The organism is Vibrio sonorensis (genome assembly GCF_001854765.1).
Classification (GTDB): Bacteria; Pseudomonadota; Gammaproteobacteria; order Enterobacterales; family Vibrionaceae; genus Vibrio; species Vibrio sonorensis.
Genome location: NZ_LJJE01000025.1, coordinates 12,331 through 29,858 on the forward strand (window position 1 = coordinate 12,331; position 17,528 = coordinate 29,858).

Below are 17,528 nucleotides of genomic sequence, written 5' to 3' on the forward strand. Positions count from 1 at the left end.
GCGACAGTTATTCTTTTATCTCAGTCAACAAGCCCACTTTAGGAATACCTGCTCGGCTTAGTTCATCAAGTACCAACACCACTTCTGCGTATGGCGTCGCAGCGTCACCGCCAACCGCGACCGGAGAATCGGGTTTAAGAGAGATTTCTGCTTTTACTCGCACAATCACATCTTGCAAGGAAAGTCCGCGTTTCACTTCTTCGTCGTTGACACTTAAACCGAGATTGCCATCGCGATCGATTTCTACAATGATAAAACTGGAGTCACTTTCACCGGCAAGCTCTGAAGCTGGCTTAGCGTTAGTTGTTGCTGGCAGTTCTACATCTACCCCTTGAGTAACAAAGGGAGAGGTCACCATAAAGATAATCAGCAAAACCAGCATCACGTCGATATAGGGTACGACGTTGATCTCTGCTGTCATTTTGCGTTTTTTGCGCTGATAACCTGCCATGGGTTATTCCCTACCCGCCATAGCCTGACGGTGCAGGATGCTGTGGAACTCTTCTGAGAAGGTGGCGTAGTTGTGCTCCAACTTACCCACTTGGTTACTCAAACGGTTATAGGCCATTACTGCTGGGATAGCGGCGAACAAGCCATTGCCGTCGCAACAAGTGCTTCTGCAATACCTGGTGCAACCATCGCCAGCGTCGCTTGCTTAACCCCACCAAGGGCAATAAAGGCGTGCATAATGCCCCAAACCGTACCAAATAGACCGATGTAAGGTGTAATTGAACCTACGGTAGCCAAGAAAGGAAGGTTGGTTTCTAAATCGTCCACCTCTCTTGCCACTGCTACACGCATCGCTCTTCCAGTGCCTTCCATTACGAAATCTGGTGAAGCGGCATTGGACTTTCTCAAACGAGCAAACTCAGTAAAACCGGAATAGAAAATCTCTTCCGTGCCCGAAAGCTCGTCTTTGCGTTTTTTGACCTCTTGATAAAGCAGAGAAAGATCCGTTCCCGACCAGAACTTATCTTCAAAAGTCTCTGACTCTTTAAATGCTGCGGAGAGTACTTTGCTGCGTTTGATGATCATCGCCCAGGAGACGATAGACATTCCAAGCAAGATAAGCATCACCAACTTAACTAACAGGCTGGCCTGCAAAAACAAATCTAGAATTGAAATATCAGCGGTCACTGTGTGTTAACTCCATAACGATTGACTGAGGCATCGCTTTTGGCCTCATCTTTACATTGTCGATACATGCTACCTTAACCATTGCTTTACACAATGCTTGTTCGCGAGGATTGACGATCACTTGACAGAAAGTAATGCTGGCTTTCTTTAGCTCGGCAATATGAGTTCTCACGGTCAGTTGATCATCAAGGCGTGCACCTTGAAGGAAATCTATATCCATATGTCGGACTACGAATCCGATATTTTGTTCCAGCAGTAATTGTTGCGAAACGTGAACACTGCGCAGTAATTCCGTTCTTGCACGTTCAAAGTACTTTAGGTAGTTAGAGTGGTAAACCACGCCACCTGCATCAGTATCTTCGTAGTAAACGGTGACTGGCCATTCAAATGGGTTTTCCGATTCCAGCACTGGGTTAGCCTGTATCTTAAAATTCAAAGGCTTTACTATAACGCAACTCATTACCAGTTGTGCAAGGCTATATCGGGATTTTGAGGGGCAAAAACAAAAAATAGCGCAGCCAATTCATTGACAGCGCTATTTTTCTACAGTTTGGCGTTTTTTTAACCTAAACAAATCGTGCTACGGACAAGCCTATCAATATGCACAATGAGAAATATGGACTAAAAAGTATCTGCCAAACTACGGCTTTTGGTTTAAAACCAATGCCATATACCATGCTTGAGCAAATCGCCCAAATCAGCAGGGGGGACACAAAAGTGTTAAAGCCGCCAATGGCTTGACCATAGCTTCAGGGTCCCACATAACCATCGCCACGTGGTAGAAACCCAACAATAGAGATAAGCCTCTTAACAGAGGCTTATCCATGGGCTTATGCCAAACAGCAAACTGGTCGGCGAGCTTACTCACTATCTTTGTCCATCATTTCAGTATGCTCTAACCAAAGAGCATTGATGATGCCAAAAGCGCAGGCAAGTAATACGCCTAATATCCAAGCAAAATACCACATATTCTGAGCTCCTTAGTAAAGTGAGTTTTTGTTTTCTTCGATGAACTTTTCATCCAAGCGACCGAACATCTTGTAATAAGTCCAGCTTGTGTAGCCTAGAATGATTGGCACCATCACGAAAGCCACACCTGTCATTAGGTTTAGTGTCAGTTCACTTGAGGTTGCATCCCACATCGTCAAGCTGTGATTCGGCATTAAGCTCGAAGGCATAACAAATGGGAACATTGCAAAACCAGAAGTTAAGATAACACCAGCGTTACCAAGGCTAGACGCTAAGAAAGCCAATCCGCCTTTTTCTACGCGAGAGGCAATAACCGCCAATAGTGGCATAACCACACCAAGGATAGGCGCTGCCCACAACAGTGGATACTTTTCAAAGTTCGTCATCCAAGCACCCGCTTCTAAAACCACTTCTTTGTTTAATGGGTTAGAAGGCGCTGCTGTATCAATTGCACTTGTGATTATGTAACCCTCGATGCTCTGAATCCAGAACCCCGCTGCGACAAAACACGCGACTGTCAACAGACCTGTCAACTGAGCGACATTACGCGCTCTTGCGTGTACGGCATCTGACGTTTTCATCTGAAGCCAAGTCGCACCTTGCATGAGGATCATAAACAAACTAACCAAACCGCAAAGTAGTGCGAATGGGTTAAGTAAGCCAAAGAATGAACCGTGGTAAGTCGGCATCAAAAAGTCACTTAGTTGGAACGGTACACCCTGAAGCAGGTTACCAAACGCGACACCAAAGATAATTGGTGGAACAAAGCCACTGATTGAGATACAGATATCCCAAGTGCTACGCCATTTTGGATCTTCGATCTTTGAACGGTAGTCCAAACCAATTGGACGTAGCCAAAGCGCAGCGAGCGTAACGATCATCGCTAAATAAAAGCCAGAGAATGATGTTGCGTAGACCAAAGGCCAAGCCGCAAACAGAGCACCACCCGCTGTGATTAACCAAACTTGGTTGCCATCCCAGTGTGGCGCGATGGAATTAATCATCATTCGACGTTCGTTGTCATTTTTGCCGATAACAGGTACTAGCGCGCCAACACCCATATCAAAACCATCAGTAATTGCGAAACCTATTAGCAGAACACCGATCAGTACCCACCAGATAAGACGCAGAATTTCGTAATCAAACATAGTCTCTCTCCTTGCCTTATGCTTCTACTTGACGATGCAGTTTTTGCTCTGCCGTCTCAGCGTTTTGCTCAAAGTGGTAACGACCAGTCTTAAGACTACTTGGGCCTTTACGAGCAAACTTAAGCATCAGATAAACTTCCGCAATAAGGAACACGGTGTACAGTGCTAAAATAGCAAATAGCGATGTCCAGATTTCAGCAGCAGTCAGTGCTGATGCCGCAACATGAACAGGTAAGATTTCACCAACGGCCCAAGGTTGACGACCGTATTCAGCAACAAACCAGCCCGCTTCGATCGCGATCCACGGCAGAGGAATACTCCATAGTGCCGCTTTGAGCACCCATGGTTTTTGCTCGATTTTCTGACGACAAGTTTGCATAAACGCTGCGCCGAAAACGAACAACATGATAAAGCCACAACCCACCATAATTCGGAACGACCAGAACAGAGGCCAAACCGTTGGAATCGAATCGTCTGCCGCAGCCTGAATTTGCTCTTCAGTCGCATCTACAACGTTTTCCGTGTAGCGCTTAAGCAGTAGACCATAACCGAGGTCACCTTTCACTTCGTCAAAGGCGTTCATGTTGTCTTCTGTCTTTTCACCTGCACGCAGTTTTTCCAGTAGCTCGTAAGCGTACATACCGTTGCGGATACGGACAATGTGTTCGTCGCGCAGATCGCGAAGACCTGTCACTTCTTCATCAAGTGAACGCGTGGTAATGATGCCCATTACGTATGGGATCTTAATCGCGTATTCGGTTTCCATGGTCTCTTGGTTTGGAAGACCAACAACCGTAAATGCTGCTGGAGCGGGTTCGGTGTGCCATTCCGCTTCAATTGCTGCCAGTTTGACTCGCTGAACGTCACCCAACTCGTAACCGGATTCGTCACCAAGAACGATAACAGACAGAATAGACGCCATACCAAATGAAGCTGCAATTGCAAACGAACGACGAGCAAATGCGATATCGCGACCTTTAAGCATGTACCATGAACTGATACCAAGAATGAACATTGCACCCGTTACGTAACCCGACGCCACCGTGTGAACAAATTTCACTTGAGCAACTGGGTTGAGTACCACTTCTGCAAAGCTCACCATTTCCATACGCATGGTTTCGAAATTGAACTCTGAACCAATTGGGTTTTGCATCCAACCGTTCGCTACTAGGATCCATAGAGCCGAGAAGTTAGAACCAAGTGCAACAAGCCACGTAACTGCAAGGTGTTGACGTTTCGATAAGCGATCCCAACCAAAAAAGAACAGACCGACAAAGGTTGATTCTAAGAAGAAGGCAACGAGGCTTCAATCGCCAGTGGTGCACCGAAAATATCGCCAACGTAGTGAGAATAGTAAGACCAGTTGGTGCCAAACTGGAACTCCATGGTAAGACCAGTGGCAACACCAAGTGCAAAGTTAATACCGAACAGCTTACCCCAGAACTTCGTCATGTCCTTGTAGATTTGCTTATCGGTCATTACATATAAAGACTCCATAATAGCCAATAAGAAGGCCATTCCGAGAGTCAAAGGTACAAATAGGAAGTGATACATCGCGGTCAATGCAAACTGCAATCGCGATAAATCGACAACATCGATATCAAACATCATTACTCCAAAGTGTCGGCTGATGACACTCTCTCCATATCAGCAAGTGGTCATTGCCACCTTTCACTACATGTTGTTAAAAAACAGCATATTGTTGCAAATATGTACCGTATTGGTTAGTTAATTGTTAAGCGCAAGCTAATATAGCTACAGCTAATATTAAAGCGAAAAAAGGGATGTTTCAAAAAATTTATAGGAGAGTTCTGCTTTGATTTGAGTCAAGTTTTCAATGGCATTCTTGTATAAAAAACCATCACTTTGATCTAGATCAACCAAAAAAGGAAAGCTATGTTAACGTGCGGTAAATATTAAGAAGCCATGATTTTTCATGCGACACAGGTGATTAACATTTCACCACCTTTAATTACCTCTTTAGAGGTAGGGGAATATCAATAAATGTGACGCATATCACATGAAAAGCTACTCCCATTACGACATCTATTACTATTTACTTATCAATTCCAAAGTGTAAGTAAGCTCTATCAGTCGCAATTCGCCCTCTAGGCGTTCTTTGCAAATAGCCTTGCTGAATGAGATAGGGTTCCAATACATCTTCAATGGTATCTTTTTCTTCACCAATCGCCGCAGCCATGTTGTCGAGACCAACCGGTCCACCGCCAAACTTCTCCATAATTGCCAGCAACAGCTTTCTATCCATATAGTCAAAGCCCTGAGCATCTACATCTAGCATATTCAGTGCTTTGTCTGCCACGTCGGCACAAATATGACCATTGCCTTTGACTTCGGCGTAATCTCTAACACGTCGTAACAAGCGATTGGCAATTCGAGGCGTGCCACGTGCACGTCGGGCAATTTCTAATGCGCCTTCAGGTTCCATCGAGAGGTTTAAGCAATCGGCACTGCGCTGCACTATGTTTTGTAGATCGGCAATTTTGTAGTATTCAAGTCTTTGAGTAATACCAAATCGGTCGCGAAGCGGGGAAGTTAACGAACCCGCTCTGGTCGTCGCGCCAATGAGAGTAAACGGTGGTAAATCTATTTTAATGGAACGGGCAGCCGGCCCTTCACCGATCATAATATCGAGTTGATAGTCTTCCATCGCAGGATAGAGCACTTCTTCAACCATAGGTGAAAGACGATGTATCTCATCGATAAAGAGCACGTCGTTTTCTTCAAGGTTGGTAAGCAGTGCAGCCAAGTCTCCCGCTTTTTCCAATACCGGTCCCGATGTCGTCCTAATATTGACCTCCATCTCATTTGCCACAATGTTGGCCAGTGTGGTTTTACCTAGCCCCGGAGGACCGAAAATCAATAGGTGATCTAAGGCTTCATTGCGTAACTGAGCCGCCTTAATAAAGATTTCCATCTGATCCCGTACGTGGTCCTGCCCCTGATAGTCCGACAATTTTTTGGGTCGGATTGCTCTATCGATCAGTTCTTCTTCTTTATAAACTGGGTTATCAGCTGCTATTAGGCGGTCGGCTTCAATCATATTATTTTTCCGGTATCCAAATTACACCATTGATTTTAGTGACTCGCGAATCACCTGTTCTGCACTCATACCGCTCTTAAACACTTGCGACACTACTTTAGAAGCTTGTGCTGGCTTGTACCCAAGTGCCAATAGCGCACTCACCGCTTCTTCTTCAGCGCTGTCAGCACCTTCTGCTTCTGGTACATCAATTGGCGCAGCATCGGTATGAGGGGTAAAGAGGTCTCCGGCACTCCAGCCTTTTAAGCGATCTTTCATCTCAACCACTAAGCGTTCAGCCGTTTTTTTACCAACACCCGGCAGTTTCACCAGAGTGGATATATCTTCTCGTTCAACACATTGAACAAACTGCCCCGCCGTCATTCCCGACAGAATACCAAGACCGAGTTTTGGGCCAACGCCATTGGCTTTTATAACTTCTCTAAACAGCGCTCGCTCTTTCACCGTGTTAAACCCGTAAAGAAGCTGAGCATCTTCACGTACAACAAAGTGAGTGTAGATAATCGCCTCTTCACCCACATTTGGCAGTTCGTAAAAACAGCTCATTGGCATCTGTACTTCATAGCCAATGCCGTTAACTTCAATAAGCAGTTCTGGAGGTTGTTTTTCCAGTAGAGTTCCGCGTAGGCGTCCGATCACGTCCAAGTCCTATGATTTTCGTTTGAGTTGGAAAGATAATAATAAATAACTGGATGGATAGCCAGTAAAAAGCCGTTAACGGTAGCGCCCACGTCGTGCAGAGGTTGCTTTACCAGCGAGAGCGACAAGGGTTTTATTGGTATTGGCATGACAGATAGCCACACCCAACGCATCTGCCGCATCGGCCTGTGGGCAAGCGGGAAGCTTAAGCATTTGCTGGACCATATGCTGAACCTGAGACTTATCGGCTGCGCCTGTTCCCACCACTGCTTGCTTAATCAATCTCGCTGCATATTCGTAAACGGGAAGTTCTGCATTGACTGCTGCCACTATAGCGCTACCGCGGGCTTGGCCAAGTTTAAGTGCTGAATCCGCATTGCGAGCCATAAAGACCTGCTCGATAGCGAATACCTCTGGCTGAAATTGGGTGATGATTTCACTGACTCCTGCGTAAATCTGCTTGAGTCTTCCGGGCAACTCCTTTTCTGAAGTTCGAATACAACCACTGCCTAAATACTCTAAGTGACGCCCTTTTTGTCGGATCACACCATAGCCCGTTACTCGCGAACCTGGGTCAATACCCAAGATAACTGACATACTCTGTCTCTGTCTCTGTTCTAATGGCCGTATGATATAGCACTAATCAGCTAACCCCAAGCAACGTCATCGCATCACGTCACGGTTCCATTAACCCGATGTTAATATCGCGCGGCTAGACAAACCGCTCTCCAGTAAGATTTCAAGGCGAAGACACGGCTTAGGCGTCAACTTTTCCCCGCTCCAGTAGTCGTACCACAATACAGGGTATGGTGATCTCAGCGTAACCTCGCGCCCTTCTTTTTGATAATTGAACAGACAGTGCAGCTTGTTTTTATCTGAAAGTGTCAAAGAGGCGTAGTTAAAGTTAAACGATTGAAACTTTGCCGCTTCCTTGCTGTGTTTGTACCTAATCGCCAGCTTGTTTAGCGTAGTTTTTGCAAACGCATTGAGTTGGGGGAGCGGATCACCAGACATGAGCACGCCACCAGTAGCCAACAATACATTGCGGTGAAACTCATAATCCTTCGCTCTGCCTTTTGATTGGGTAACGAAATCAAAGTGGCACAATCTGGGTCCACCAGCCATAAGCGGTTGTGCTGCCAACTGCGCAAGAAGGTTTCTTTCGCAATTTGTTCAAACCTCTTGGGGCTGCGCTCCACATCATCCGATACTCGCATAGCATCCACTAAACCTAACGACGGCCACATTGGCGCATTACACCCGAGTAAAAGCGCATCTCCGGCTCCTTCAGCTATGGCCTCCATCCCCATACGATAGGCTTCAATCCCCGTAGTCCCCGTTTGATATCGTTGTCCGGGCAACGCACCCCAGTAATTGGCGTCTAGCTTAAACAGTTCAATACCCCACTCTTCACGCATCACTTTAAATACGCGCGTAAGGTGTTCTTGAACGGCTGGTAAAGTGGTATCTAGCATGTACCACGCGTTGATCGCCATCCGCCATACGTCACGTCTTCCGCTTTCATCGCTACACCATTAGGGTGACGTACAAACCAGTTTCGGTGTTTGCGAAACACCTGTGATTCTGCTTGTGCAATAAAAGGGGCAATCCATATGGCCGGCTTTTTACCAGACTTTTTGATCGATTCCACCAGCGCGCCAACGCCCCGCGAAAACTTTTCGGAAGGTGTTAACCAATCCCCCATAAAAGCTTGGTATCCGTCGTCGATTAACACGTACTCTAGCTGGTCAAACTCAGTGCCCATCACTTTTAGGTTTTCGAGAATATCGTCTTCACTGACTTTTTCGTAATAGCCGTACCAAGAACACCAGCCCTTGGGAATCGGTTTTTGAGGGTCAAATCGGTGCGGGTGGCGCTGTTCTATCAACCGAGAAAATTGATTGTAAACCTGATTCAATTTGTCGTGACGCAGCAAGGTTATCGATTCGAGGTCTACGCTATCCCAATCCTGAGGAAGCGTCTCTTCACCATTGATGTATACATTGATAAAACTCTGTCTTCTGCCGTACTCGATTTCAAAAAATCCCGCAAAACGCATACAACTCGTAAAACCCACAAGTGTATAACCGTGCGTATCCTCAATAACGAGGTAGTTGTAAAATCGCGTAGGTGCATTAGACGGATAGATGCGATAACTAGGGCTATTGTCAGGGCATCGGCCGACTTGTACTGGCCGAGAAATAGAACCTGCGGTTTGCGCCAGCATCTGAAAACCGTCCCCTAATACGTGAGCATTGGGGTCAATTGATATTGGTATTCTCGCCAGTAAATGACGGCTAGAAAACGGGGTATTCGACAGTCCTCCAAACTCGAAAAACAGCTCGTGCTCGCGAAACTCGGTGCGAATATCGAAGTCGTCAATAATAGCTGTAAAGCCATGGTTCATTTTTACCTGTACCGACATATCCGTTCCCTAAACCTGATAGATTTGAAAGATTTAATCAAAGCCCGCTCTCTCTGTCCATCTTCGCGAGTTTGACTCGTACACCGACATCACGTTTTGCGTTAACTTGCTTCTCATATTGCGAGTCAAAAAAATCATTGGCTAAGGCATCACTCTATCTTACTGATTTTAAAGCCAACGCTGTCAGGTACGCTTCTTGCCCCCTATTAAACTACTTAGCAGAAATGAATAACAGGAATCGTTGCCATGAACCATCCCTTCTTTCTAAACCCATTATTTTTATTGGTTCTGGCCGATGTGGCTCAACCATCATTTCCGAGTGTTTGTTGTCTCATCACTCCCTTGGGGGGCCGACCAACTATGTCGAGTGGTTTCCTAAAACCGTAGTCACTGGGCTACTCAACCGACTTACTGACAACGCCTTTTGGAAGTTAGATGGAGTTAAGGGACAGCTCAATCCAACCTTGCCTCTCAACTCTCTAATTCCGAGGCCAGCCGAAGCGTGGTCTTTCTGGCAGAACGTCACTCGAAGTGAACTAGATTTCAGCGTGATTTTCTGCTCTACAAACGCGCTTCGGAAGAAGAAAAACTGAGAATTCAAAAAACCTTAAGTCGCTTACTGCAGTTTCAAGGAAAATCTCGGTTAGGTATAAAGTTGACGGGACCTGCGAGGCTGGAATATTTAAATAGCATTTTCCCCGACGCCAAGTTTATCAACGTGGTGCGTGAGCCCACTGCAACCGTCAACTCGCTTCTCAACGTTCCTTTTTGGCAGGAACAAGGAGCCAATCAGTTGTGGTGGACAGGTGCGTATAGCCGTGAGGAAGAAGCGATGTTTGACTCGATTAAACAGGATGTTGTCGCCAGCACTGCATTTCAATTAAACAAGATTTTGACCACAACGAAGCAAGAAATAGACAGGGTAAATGCGGATGTTATTACCGTGCACTACGAAGACTTTATCGCCAAGCCAACAGCGGTAATGAATGACTTACTGACCTTTTGCCAATTGGACAGTGATCGAAATATCACGCAAAAATTGGATAGTTGCCAGTGGCACAACCGCAACAATCAAGGTAAACCAGGTGAACTGCATAGCAAAGTTTCTCAGTGGTGTTCCCCTTTGAGCTTCTAAAAAAACACCAGCCATATGGCTGGTGTTTTCATCTCGCTTACGCCACTTCGATAGGGCCACCGAATGACGTTACCGGCGGTACTTTGCCTTTAAATTTCTCGAAGTTCACCAAACACGTATTTGCCGACGTTGCCTGAGCAAGTTCTGAAGAACCTATATCTAAAGTAAGCGTGTTCGGGTCTCCATAAGTACAAATTGCCCCATCTTTTTCGTTGAGAGGACCGTACCAAGCCCCCTCTTCGATGCGAACCACTCCCTGCGGGTAACTATCGGTCAATACAGCACCCGCAAGCAATTGGCCGCGATCGTTATACACACGTACTAGATCCCCATCTTTGATGCCCTTTGCTTTTGCGTCTTTAGGGTTGATGTAAATTGGCTCACGCCCCTGAACTGAATACGTAGCACGGAACTCCTCTGACTCACACATCTGCGAGTGAAGGCGTTTGTCTGGGTGACACGACTGTAACCAGAATGGATGTTTATCGGAACCGGGACCACCGTTACAACGCTCGGTTTTCTCAAACCACATCGGGTGTTCTTGACAGTGCTCGTAACCATAGCGGCCGATCTTGCGCGAGGTAATTTCGATAAAGCCAGACGGCGTACCCAACGCATTGATTTCGGGATCTTCTCGGAAATCAGCATGACGAACCCAAGGTTTACCCTCACCAAAGTCTAGAACGCCTTTCTCCCAGAACTCGTCAAATTCTGGCATATCAAACTTGCCAGCATTGGCCGCTTTACAATCATCGTACAGAGAACGTACCCACTCCATCTCATCCATACCTCGGCTGTACTCTTCATGGCGACCAAATCGACGGGTCAGCTCACGACAGATATCAAAGTCGGTTTTTGACTGGAACAGGGGATCCACTAAGCGGTGCATTGCAATCAACCCTTTGCCAGAGTATGAGCCGTAAACATCGATGTCGTTTCGCTCCCACTGAGTACAAGCCGGCAGAACGATATCGGAGAAGCGACAGGTCGCCGTCCAAGCGAACTCAATGGTCACCACGGTTTGCAGCTCTCGGAAAGCGCGCTTCATACGGTTTCTATCTTGATGGTGATGCCAAGGGTTGTTGCCTGAGATAACCATCATTTTGTACGGTGGAAGTTTTACTTTTGAGCCGTTGTATCGAATCTCTTTGCCCGGTTCGAGTAGACAATCGATCCATCGAGCGACGGGAATCGTTTTGCTATAACCGTTGTAATCAATATTATCCCACTTAGGTTTAGAACCTTGATCCAAATTACGTGGGAAACCACCCGGTGCTGCAAACCCCGTTGATGGCACACCGATACCTGAGTAGTGATGTCCATAGGAAACGCCACCACCTGGCAAACCTATCTGACCAACCATGGCGGCAATAACGGCCCCCATCCAGTAAGGCTGTTCTCCGTGCTCTTGACGCTGAATACACCAGCCAAAGAGGATTTGTGTGCGGCCGTTGACTAACATACGAGCAAATGCTCGAATCTCGTCAGCACTTACCCCACAGATTTCTTCTGCCCATTCTGGCGTCTTCTCGATTTTATCTTTGGTTTCGCCTTGAACGTATTGAATAAAATCATCAAACCCCAGACAGTAGGTTTCGATAAATTTCTCATCGTGAAGCTTTTCATTGTAGAGCACATGTGCCACTGCCAACATAAACGCCACATCGGTCTGTGGGTTAATGTACAAGTGATCATTGCCTAAATAGCGCTGAGTTTTGTTTTTCACCGGATCAACAGAGAGCACGTTGATCTCGCCTTTTGCCACTTTCTCTTTCAGTTGCTCAAGGTAAGGGAAAGACTGGTGAGTTTCACAGTTCCACCCCACCTGAAGGTTTTTCACTGGGTCGTTTGCCCACAGAATAATGTTGTCTGAATGCTTGAGGATTTCAGACCAAGACGTACCTTGTGCATATACCTCTGTAGATCCCAACACGTATGGCAAAATAGTCTGGCCAGCACCTGTAGAGTAATCCCCCACTTTGGTAATGAAGTTACCATGCATGCCAACTGCTCGTTGCATATGGCTGGTGCAACTGTGAAATTGCCCGGTCTGACGCCAACCCGTCTGGCCTGCATGCAATGCCCATGGACCGTAGTCTTTTTGCACACGCTCAAGTTCGCGGTAAAACAAGTCCAAAGCTTCGTCCCAAGTCACGCGGATAAAGCGGTTGTTACCACGGGTTTCTGCGCTGTACTTGTGCTTTTTAAGCCAGTCTAAGCGCACCATCGGATAACGCACACGCGATGGACTATAGATGATGCCCTTCACGCCATTGATCATATCGGTTGGATGCGTATCGCTTTCTAGCGGTTTTATCTCTTGGACTTTGCCCGCATAGACATGCGCTCTAAACGCTCCCCAGTGAGAGCCTGAAACCTTCCAGCTACCTGTGGTTTCAGCAGCGCTTGCCGAAGCTGAAGCCAGTAGGCTTGGCCCGATGACAGATGCCGCACTCGTTGTCGCAACACCCTTGAGAAAACTTCTTCGCGAAATAGCCATTTTAATTACTCCATGTGACGCTGATTAGTGGTGGCCTTCAACAAAATCTGAAGAGTGTTTTTGCAGATACTTCAATACTAGCGCTTCGCTGTCAGTATCGAAGTTTACGAATGCAAGCATACCGTTGAACATGCCCGGCCAAGTGTTGGCATCAAAGTGCGCTTCATCTGGTTGGGTGTGACAGATTGAACAGTTGGTTTTATAAGCTTCACTCGCTCGATCCCAAATCGGGGTAACATCATTGAGCATGGCTTCTTTCTTCATCCATACCGTTGCCGTGACTTTCTCCCAAGGTAGTCCCGTAAGATCATCGATCTTCTTCTCTCCAGTGGTCACCACTTCATCGCTTAATGCCGCTTCTTTTAACAAAGAGCCCACTGCGATGTTCATACCAAAGTCTTCTTGGATGACGCGACCAAAGCCTTTTGCTTTGCGCCAACCATCGATTTCAACCTGCATCATCTCGCCTTTTTGATCCAGAATCTTAACTTCTGATGCTGGGTTAAGTAGGCCCGCTTCTTTTTCGCCTTTGTCATCAAAGTAAACTGGCAAGTGACGAACACTCACTAAGCTGCTGCCTGTATCGTATTTGGTGCTCGACGCTAGTTGTTCTAGCTCACCTACGATGCCACCGACACTTTCCATATCTGCAGGTAACTTGTGCGCAATACCCTTGTGACAATCAAGACAGCTTTGATCTTTTTCCGCCGCCTGTTTCATTTGAATTCGCGCCGTGGGCGACATTAGTTCAAAGTCCATCGAATCGTAGTTGTGGCAGTTTTTACACTCTAGAGAACCGTTAGCAGAGAAACGATCCCACTCGTGTTTAGCCAGCTCAATGCGGCGCTCTTCAAAAACGCCTTCTTGATCATAGTCGCCAAAGATCTGCGCAAACACCTCTTTTGAAGCTTGCATCTTACGTGCGATTTTGTCTGTCCAGTTGTGGGGAACATGACAATCAGGACATGTCGCACGAACACCAGAGTGGTTTTTCCAGTGAACGGTTTCTTGAAGCTCTACGTACACATTGTCGCGCATGGTGTGACAGCTTATGCAAAACTCTTCGGTATTGGTCGCTTCAAGCGCGGTATTAAAACCACCCCAAAAGATAATACCAGCAAGAAATCCGCCCATGGTGAGCACACCTAAGCTGATATGTACTGCCGGACGCGTCATGGTGCGCCACAGTTTAATAATGAATGATTTCATGACTTGCTCTCTTAATTAGTTATTGGTGATGTCTTTTTGAGTTATCCGTGCGCACCCGGAGGACCGAGGAAAAACACTTGTAGCATCCAGACGATAAAACCGTAACCGCCAACAAACGCCACGCTCAGTACAGGAAAGAGAACAACTGTGATAAAGAGGAAGGACTTCCACTCTAGAGAGCGCTTTTCGCCACCCTCGATTTTGTTAACATTATTCATACATTTGCCTTTAGGGTATCCAGTCTCAGGAACAAGTCCTATTTGAATAAAGCCATTTTTTATACAATATCTAATGAAAAATGTTAGACCATACTATTAGTGTGGTTCAATCAAATAATCTCCTGCATCGCCCGTTATTCAATACTTTTTTGAGCTCATCCAGAGATGTATTTGAATAAGAAATCATGTGAAAAAATATGAACAAATGTATCAAAATGAGCAGGTTTCGAATTTGTTTTAATTGTTAACGAACGGTGAACACCAAGACTTAATGGCGATGAGTTTTAAGTGCGATATTACTGTTATTTGACACCTTGCATAACTAGAAATGTAAACCAAGTGTTATCAAAAACTTTCAATTTGAACTAGTGCTAAGCAAAGCTGATGGAACTCCAGTACAATGCGAACTGAATGCGAGGAGCGAGTATGAATTCAGTACAGGATATTCCATGGTTGGTGTTAGTCGGCTTTATGGCGCTGCTATTGGTTCCGATTTGGCTCAACTCTCGCCTGCAGCTTGGCATTGGCAAAGATGTGCTGGTTGGCGTCACTCGGATGACATTGCAACTTATTCTGGTTGGCGTCTATCTTGAGTATTTATTTTCTTTAAACAGCTTAACCGTCAGTGCTTTGTGGCTGTTAGCAATGGTGCTGATCGGTGCCAGTTCAATTTTAAGTAAGTCACGGCTACCACAAGGGCAACTTTTAACCTTGGTTTCTAGCGGATTGATCTGCGCTCTTTTCCCGCTTTTATTCATAATCTGTTTACTGGTGGTTCAACCCGTCCCTTTTTACCACCCTCAGTACTTAATTCCCTTGGCTGGAATGCTGCTTGGAAACAGCTTAAGTGGCAATATCATCGCATTACAAAACTTGTTTAGCGCTTTTGAACAAAGAAGGGACGAATACGAAGCAGCCATTTCTCTTGGCGCAAAACCTAGTTACGCCTGTAAACCATTTGTTCAAGAAGCCATGCAGAAGTCTCTTGCCCCTACCCTAGCCTCTATGACAACTATGGGGTTAGTTACCTTACCGGGCATGATGACTGGCCAGATTTTAGGAGGGGCCAGTCCTATTATCGCGATTAAATACCAACTAATGATAATGGTCGCGATTTTTGTCATGCTCACTGTATCGGTCGGTATCACTCTCAGTTTGGTGATAAAAACTCAAATCGACCCAAATGGACGACTGTTAGTGAAACAGAAATCGCCCTAAGATCAATAAGCTGCACACACTCTTTGATCAAGGTTATCCACAATTTCTGTGGAGCCAAGTACACCAAGGCTAGGTGGGTTTTAATGCGTTTGTAGGTTAGTCAATAACTTAGGCTTTCACGCTAAAACTAGTGTTACACAAATTTTAGCTACAAATCTAGATATATGTTTATACACAATAAAAACCCACTATATTTTATTGTAGGTCAACCTAGTAAGGCTTAGTCGGTTCAAGGATCTATTCTACAAGGGATAAAAATTAGAAATTCTACTGTTAGCAGTAATGTTGTAGAAATCACCTGGACGTCTAAGTTAAACTTAATCTCATGAATATGTGTTCAATTTATGTATACCAGGTATATGCGGTAGGTAGTTGGTAGAGGAGCTAGTGCGGCAGAGAATGTACAGTTAAAATAGTTACTTGTAAAAATGATTCGATGCAAGATACATTTTGTGGATATGATAAGGTTTTTGTGGTTATGACTGAACAAGAGCACCCGGTAAATCGTTATGTACACATGGCTCGAATAGGTAAACGTGCATACACCATGGTTGAATGCTACTAGGTAATATTTGACGATATATAAGAGTACTTTCCATTAATTGTGAACGGAAAAACTGAAAGAGTTTGTAGTAATAGGGAGAGTAGCGGGTAACGTTTTGAACCGAGTTATATAGATTTGTGAGAACTTTCAAATGAAATGTCGTAGAAAGATAATTTAAGATATTATTAGTGAGGTATTTGTGATTAGTATATACATTGTTACTTATAGGAATAAAAGAGATCTTAATGCAAACATTAGGAGCATACTTGACAGTGGAGCTGATGTGGAGATTAATATAATTAATAACCACAGTGATTTTCATCTTGACTCTAACTATATTGACATTGTTAATGTGTTACATAATGATTTGCGCCCGGACTTTTCTACTGGTCACTTAGCAAGAAACTGGAACCAAGCTATACTTCATGGTTTTCGGGACTTGTCGAATCCTAGAAGTGATATAGTAGTAACAGTACAAGATGATGTTTTATTTAAGCCAGACTGGCTCGATAAACTAAAAGAACTACATAAAAAGTATAGCTTTATAACGATGGGGGCGGGCGATACATTCTGTAGCTACTTGCCAGAGGCCGTGAGAAAAATTGGAATGTGGGATGAACGGTTTTGTAATATCGGTTTTCAGGAAGCGGATTACTTTCTTAGGGCCTTGATATACAACCGAGAAAAATCTTCTATAAATGATATCGCTCATGGAAGAGAACTGAATGTAGTTGGTTCTAACGAGGTTTATGATTACAACTCTAGGCGCTTTGAATCGGATGAAGAAATCGATAGGGTGGACTCTGAGTTAATTACCATTCCGTTTACTAATTTAGATAGGCGTAACGCAGCACTGGATAGCATGAAATTTCATTGCATATCTTCTTATTTATTTGAGGATAAGTGGGGAATAATTGCAGCGCCGTGGAACGATGAACACCACATACTCCAAGGTCCCATCTCTTCTAATTATGTTACATATCCGTATTTTGAGAAGAATGTGGAGAATCTCAAGGCTAAAAACTTTGTTATACCTGAAGGATGGGGAATTATTACTTCGGAGGAGTTAACAGAAGATAGAGAGGGGCAAGATACTAGAATGATAAGTGTTCAACCAACGGAAGTTGCCTCAGTTGGAGTCTCAGAACATAGTCCTACCAAGGAGGTTCGAGGCAGTGAATATGTAGTTTCAACATTAGTAAATAAAAAAACATGGTGGAAAAAATTCATTGGGTTTGGTAAATCTACGTGAGAATAAGCGGAGCTTTTTGAGACTGCCATTCGATTTTTGTACCCGCTTATAATCTAGCCAACCATGGATGAAG

14 protein-coding genes and 4 pseudogenes are annotated in these 17,528 nt (G+C 45.1%); 4 read left to right on the top strand and 14 right to left on the bottom strand.

Translation table 11 applies throughout. From position 1 onward, the window contains the following. Window positions 1–7 precede the first annotated feature (7 nt). From tolR to BLO31_RS04805, 11 genes and pseudogenes are all read right to left on the bottom strand, one after another. Window positions 8–451 carry a protein TolR gene (gene tolR / locus BLO31_RS04755; protein ID WP_070963127.1) on the bottom strand — a complete coding sequence of 148 codons (444 nt, stop codon included), beginning with the start codon at window positions 449–451 and terminating at the stop codon, window positions 8–10. Window positions 452–454: 3 nt separating this feature from the next. Further along, window positions 455–1,137, bottom strand: a pseudogene (gene tolQ, locus BLO31_RS04760) (protein TolQ). Continuing rightward, window positions 1,127–1,573, bottom strand: coding sequence for a tol-pal system-associated acyl-CoA thioesterase (gene ybgC / locus BLO31_RS04765; protein WP_281182204.1), 447 nt, complete (start codon window positions 1,571–1,573; stop codon window positions 1,127–1,129). Before ybgC ends, tolQ begins: the two are co-directional and overlap by 11 nt. Before the next feature lie 130 nt (window positions 1,574–1,703). Further along, window positions 1,704–2,005: pseudogene (gene ybgE, locus BLO31_RS04770) on the bottom strand (cyd operon protein YbgE). Then, a complete protein-coding gene (gene cydX, locus BLO31_RS04775) occupies window positions 1,998–2,105 on the bottom strand; it encodes a cytochrome bd-I oxidase subunit CydX (protein ID WP_000270285.1) in 108 nt (35 codons plus the stop codon). The pseudogene ybgE and the gene cydX overlap by 8 nt, the downstream one beginning before the upstream one ends. A gap of 12 nt (window positions 2,106–2,117) precedes the next feature. Continuing rightward, complete coding sequence (cydB, locus tag BLO31_RS04780) at window positions 2,118–3,254, bottom strand: cytochrome d ubiquinol oxidase subunit II (RefSeq protein ID WP_070963128.1); 1,137 nt, start codon at window positions 3,252–3,254, stop codon at window positions 2,118–2,120. A gap of 16 nt (window positions 3,255–3,270) precedes the next feature. After that, window positions 3,271–4,862: pseudogene (cydA, locus tag BLO31_RS04785) on the bottom strand (cytochrome ubiquinol oxidase subunit I). 448 nt (window positions 4,863–5,310) lie between these two features. Then, complete coding sequence (ruvB, locus tag BLO31_RS04790) at window positions 5,311–6,315, bottom strand: Holliday junction branch migration DNA helicase RuvB (RefSeq protein WP_070963129.1); 1,005 nt, start codon at window positions 6,313–6,315, stop codon at window positions 5,311–5,313. 21 nt (window positions 6,316–6,336) lie between these two features. After that, complete coding sequence (ruvA, locus tag BLO31_RS04795) at window positions 6,337–6,954, bottom strand: Holliday junction branch migration protein RuvA (protein WP_070963130.1); 618 nt, start codon at window positions 6,952–6,954, stop codon at window positions 6,337–6,339. Between the two features lie 75 nt (window positions 6,955–7,029). Next, window positions 7,030–7,551, bottom strand: a complete 522-nt coding sequence (ruvC, locus tag BLO31_RS04800; RefSeq protein WP_070963131.1) for a crossover junction endodeoxyribonuclease RuvC — start codon at window positions 7,549–7,551, stop codon at window positions 7,030–7,032. Window positions 7,552–7,641: 90 nt separating this feature from the next. Then, a pseudogene (locus BLO31_RS04805) lies at window positions 7,642–9,379 on the bottom strand (glycoside hydrolase family 36 protein). A 224-nt stretch (window positions 9,380–9,603) separates the two neighbouring features. Between BLO31_RS04805 and BLO31_RS23420 the strand changes: the two are divergent. Continuing rightward, window positions 9,604–9,972, top strand: a complete 369-nt coding sequence (locus BLO31_RS23420) for a hypothetical protein (protein WP_139158939.1) — start codon at window positions 9,604–9,606, stop codon at window positions 9,970–9,972. 62 nt (window positions 9,973–10,034) lie between these two features. Further along, window positions 10,035–10,514, top strand: coding sequence for a sulfotransferase (locus BLO31_RS23425; RefSeq protein ID WP_175443174.1), 480 nt, complete (start codon window positions 10,035–10,037; stop codon window positions 10,512–10,514). Window positions 10,515–10,551: 37 nt separating this feature from the next. On the opposite strand, the gene torA is transcribed toward BLO31_RS23425, so the two are convergent. The 3 genes from torA to torE are packed head-to-tail and all read right to left on the bottom strand — an operon-like array spanning window position 10,552 to window position 14,441. Then, window positions 10,552–13,014 (bottom strand): trimethylamine-N-oxide reductase TorA, encoded by a 2,463-nt coding sequence (gene torA / locus BLO31_RS04815; protein WP_070963132.1) that lies wholly within the window; start codon window positions 13,012–13,014, stop codon window positions 10,552–10,554. A gap of 24 nt (window positions 13,015–13,038) precedes the next feature. Continuing rightward, window positions 13,039–14,223 (bottom strand): pentaheme c-type cytochrome TorC, encoded by a 1,185-nt coding sequence (gene torC / locus BLO31_RS04820; RefSeq protein ID WP_070963133.1) that lies wholly within the window; start codon window positions 14,221–14,223, stop codon window positions 13,039–13,041. Window positions 14,224–14,264: 41 nt separating this feature from the next. Beyond that, the gene (torE, locus tag BLO31_RS04825; RefSeq protein ID WP_070963134.1) at window positions 14,265–14,441 is read right to left on the bottom strand and encodes a trimethylamine N-oxide reductase system protein TorE; all 177 of its coding nucleotides are present in this window, start codon (window positions 14,439–14,441) and stop codon (window positions 14,265–14,267) included. 426 nt (window positions 14,442–14,867) lie between these two features. On the opposite strand from torE, the gene BLO31_RS04830 reads away from it, so the two are divergent. Both BLO31_RS04830 and BLO31_RS04835 read left to right on the top strand, forming a co-directional pair. Then, complete coding sequence (locus tag BLO31_RS04830; protein WP_070963135.1) at window positions 14,868–15,659, top strand: ABC transporter permease; 792 nt, start codon at window positions 14,868–14,870, stop codon at window positions 15,657–15,659. An 827-nt stretch (window positions 15,660–16,486) separates the two neighbouring features. Further along, window positions 16,487–17,455, top strand: a complete 969-nt coding sequence (locus tag BLO31_RS04835; RefSeq protein WP_139158941.1) for a glycosyltransferase family 2 protein — start codon at window positions 16,487–16,489, stop codon at window positions 17,453–17,455. The last annotated feature ends 73 nt before the right edge of the window (window positions 17,456–17,528 follow it).

Coding starts and splice junctions, on each gene's coding strand:
- tolR (WP_070963127.1), bottom strand. CDS start 451: ATGGCAGGTTATCAGCGCAAAAAACGCAAAATGACAGCAGAGATCAAC.
- BLO31_RS04830 (WP_070963135.1), top strand. CDS start 14,868: ATGAATTCAGTACAGGATATTCCATGGTTGGTGTTAGTCGGCTTTATG.
- BLO31_RS23420 (WP_139158939.1), top strand. CDS start 9,604: ATGAATAACAGGAATCGTTGCCATGAACCATCCCTTCTTTCTAAACCC.
- ruvC (WP_070963131.1), bottom strand. CDS start 7,551: ATGTCAGTTATCTTGGGTATTGACCCAGGTTCGCGAGTAACGGGCTAT.
- torA (WP_070963132.1), bottom strand. CDS start 13,014: ATGGCTATTTCGCGAAGAAGTTTTCTCAAGGGTGTTGCGACAACGAGT.
- cydB (WP_070963128.1), bottom strand. CDS start 3,254: ATGTTTGATTACGAAATTCTGCGTCTTATCTGGTGGGTACTGATCGGT.
- torC (WP_070963133.1), bottom strand. CDS start 14,223: ATGAAATCATTCATTATTAAACTGTGGCGCACCATGACGCGTCCGGCA.
- cydX (WP_000270285.1), bottom strand. CDS start 2,105: ATGTGGTATTTTGCTTGGATATTAGGCGTATTACTTGCCTGCGCTTTT.
- torE (WP_070963134.1), bottom strand. CDS start 14,441: ATGAATAATGTTAACAAAATCGAGGGTGGCGAAAAGCGCTCTCTAGAG.
- ruvB (WP_070963129.1), bottom strand. CDS start 6,315: ATGATTGAAGCCGACCGCCTAATAGCAGCTGATAACCCAGTTTATAAA.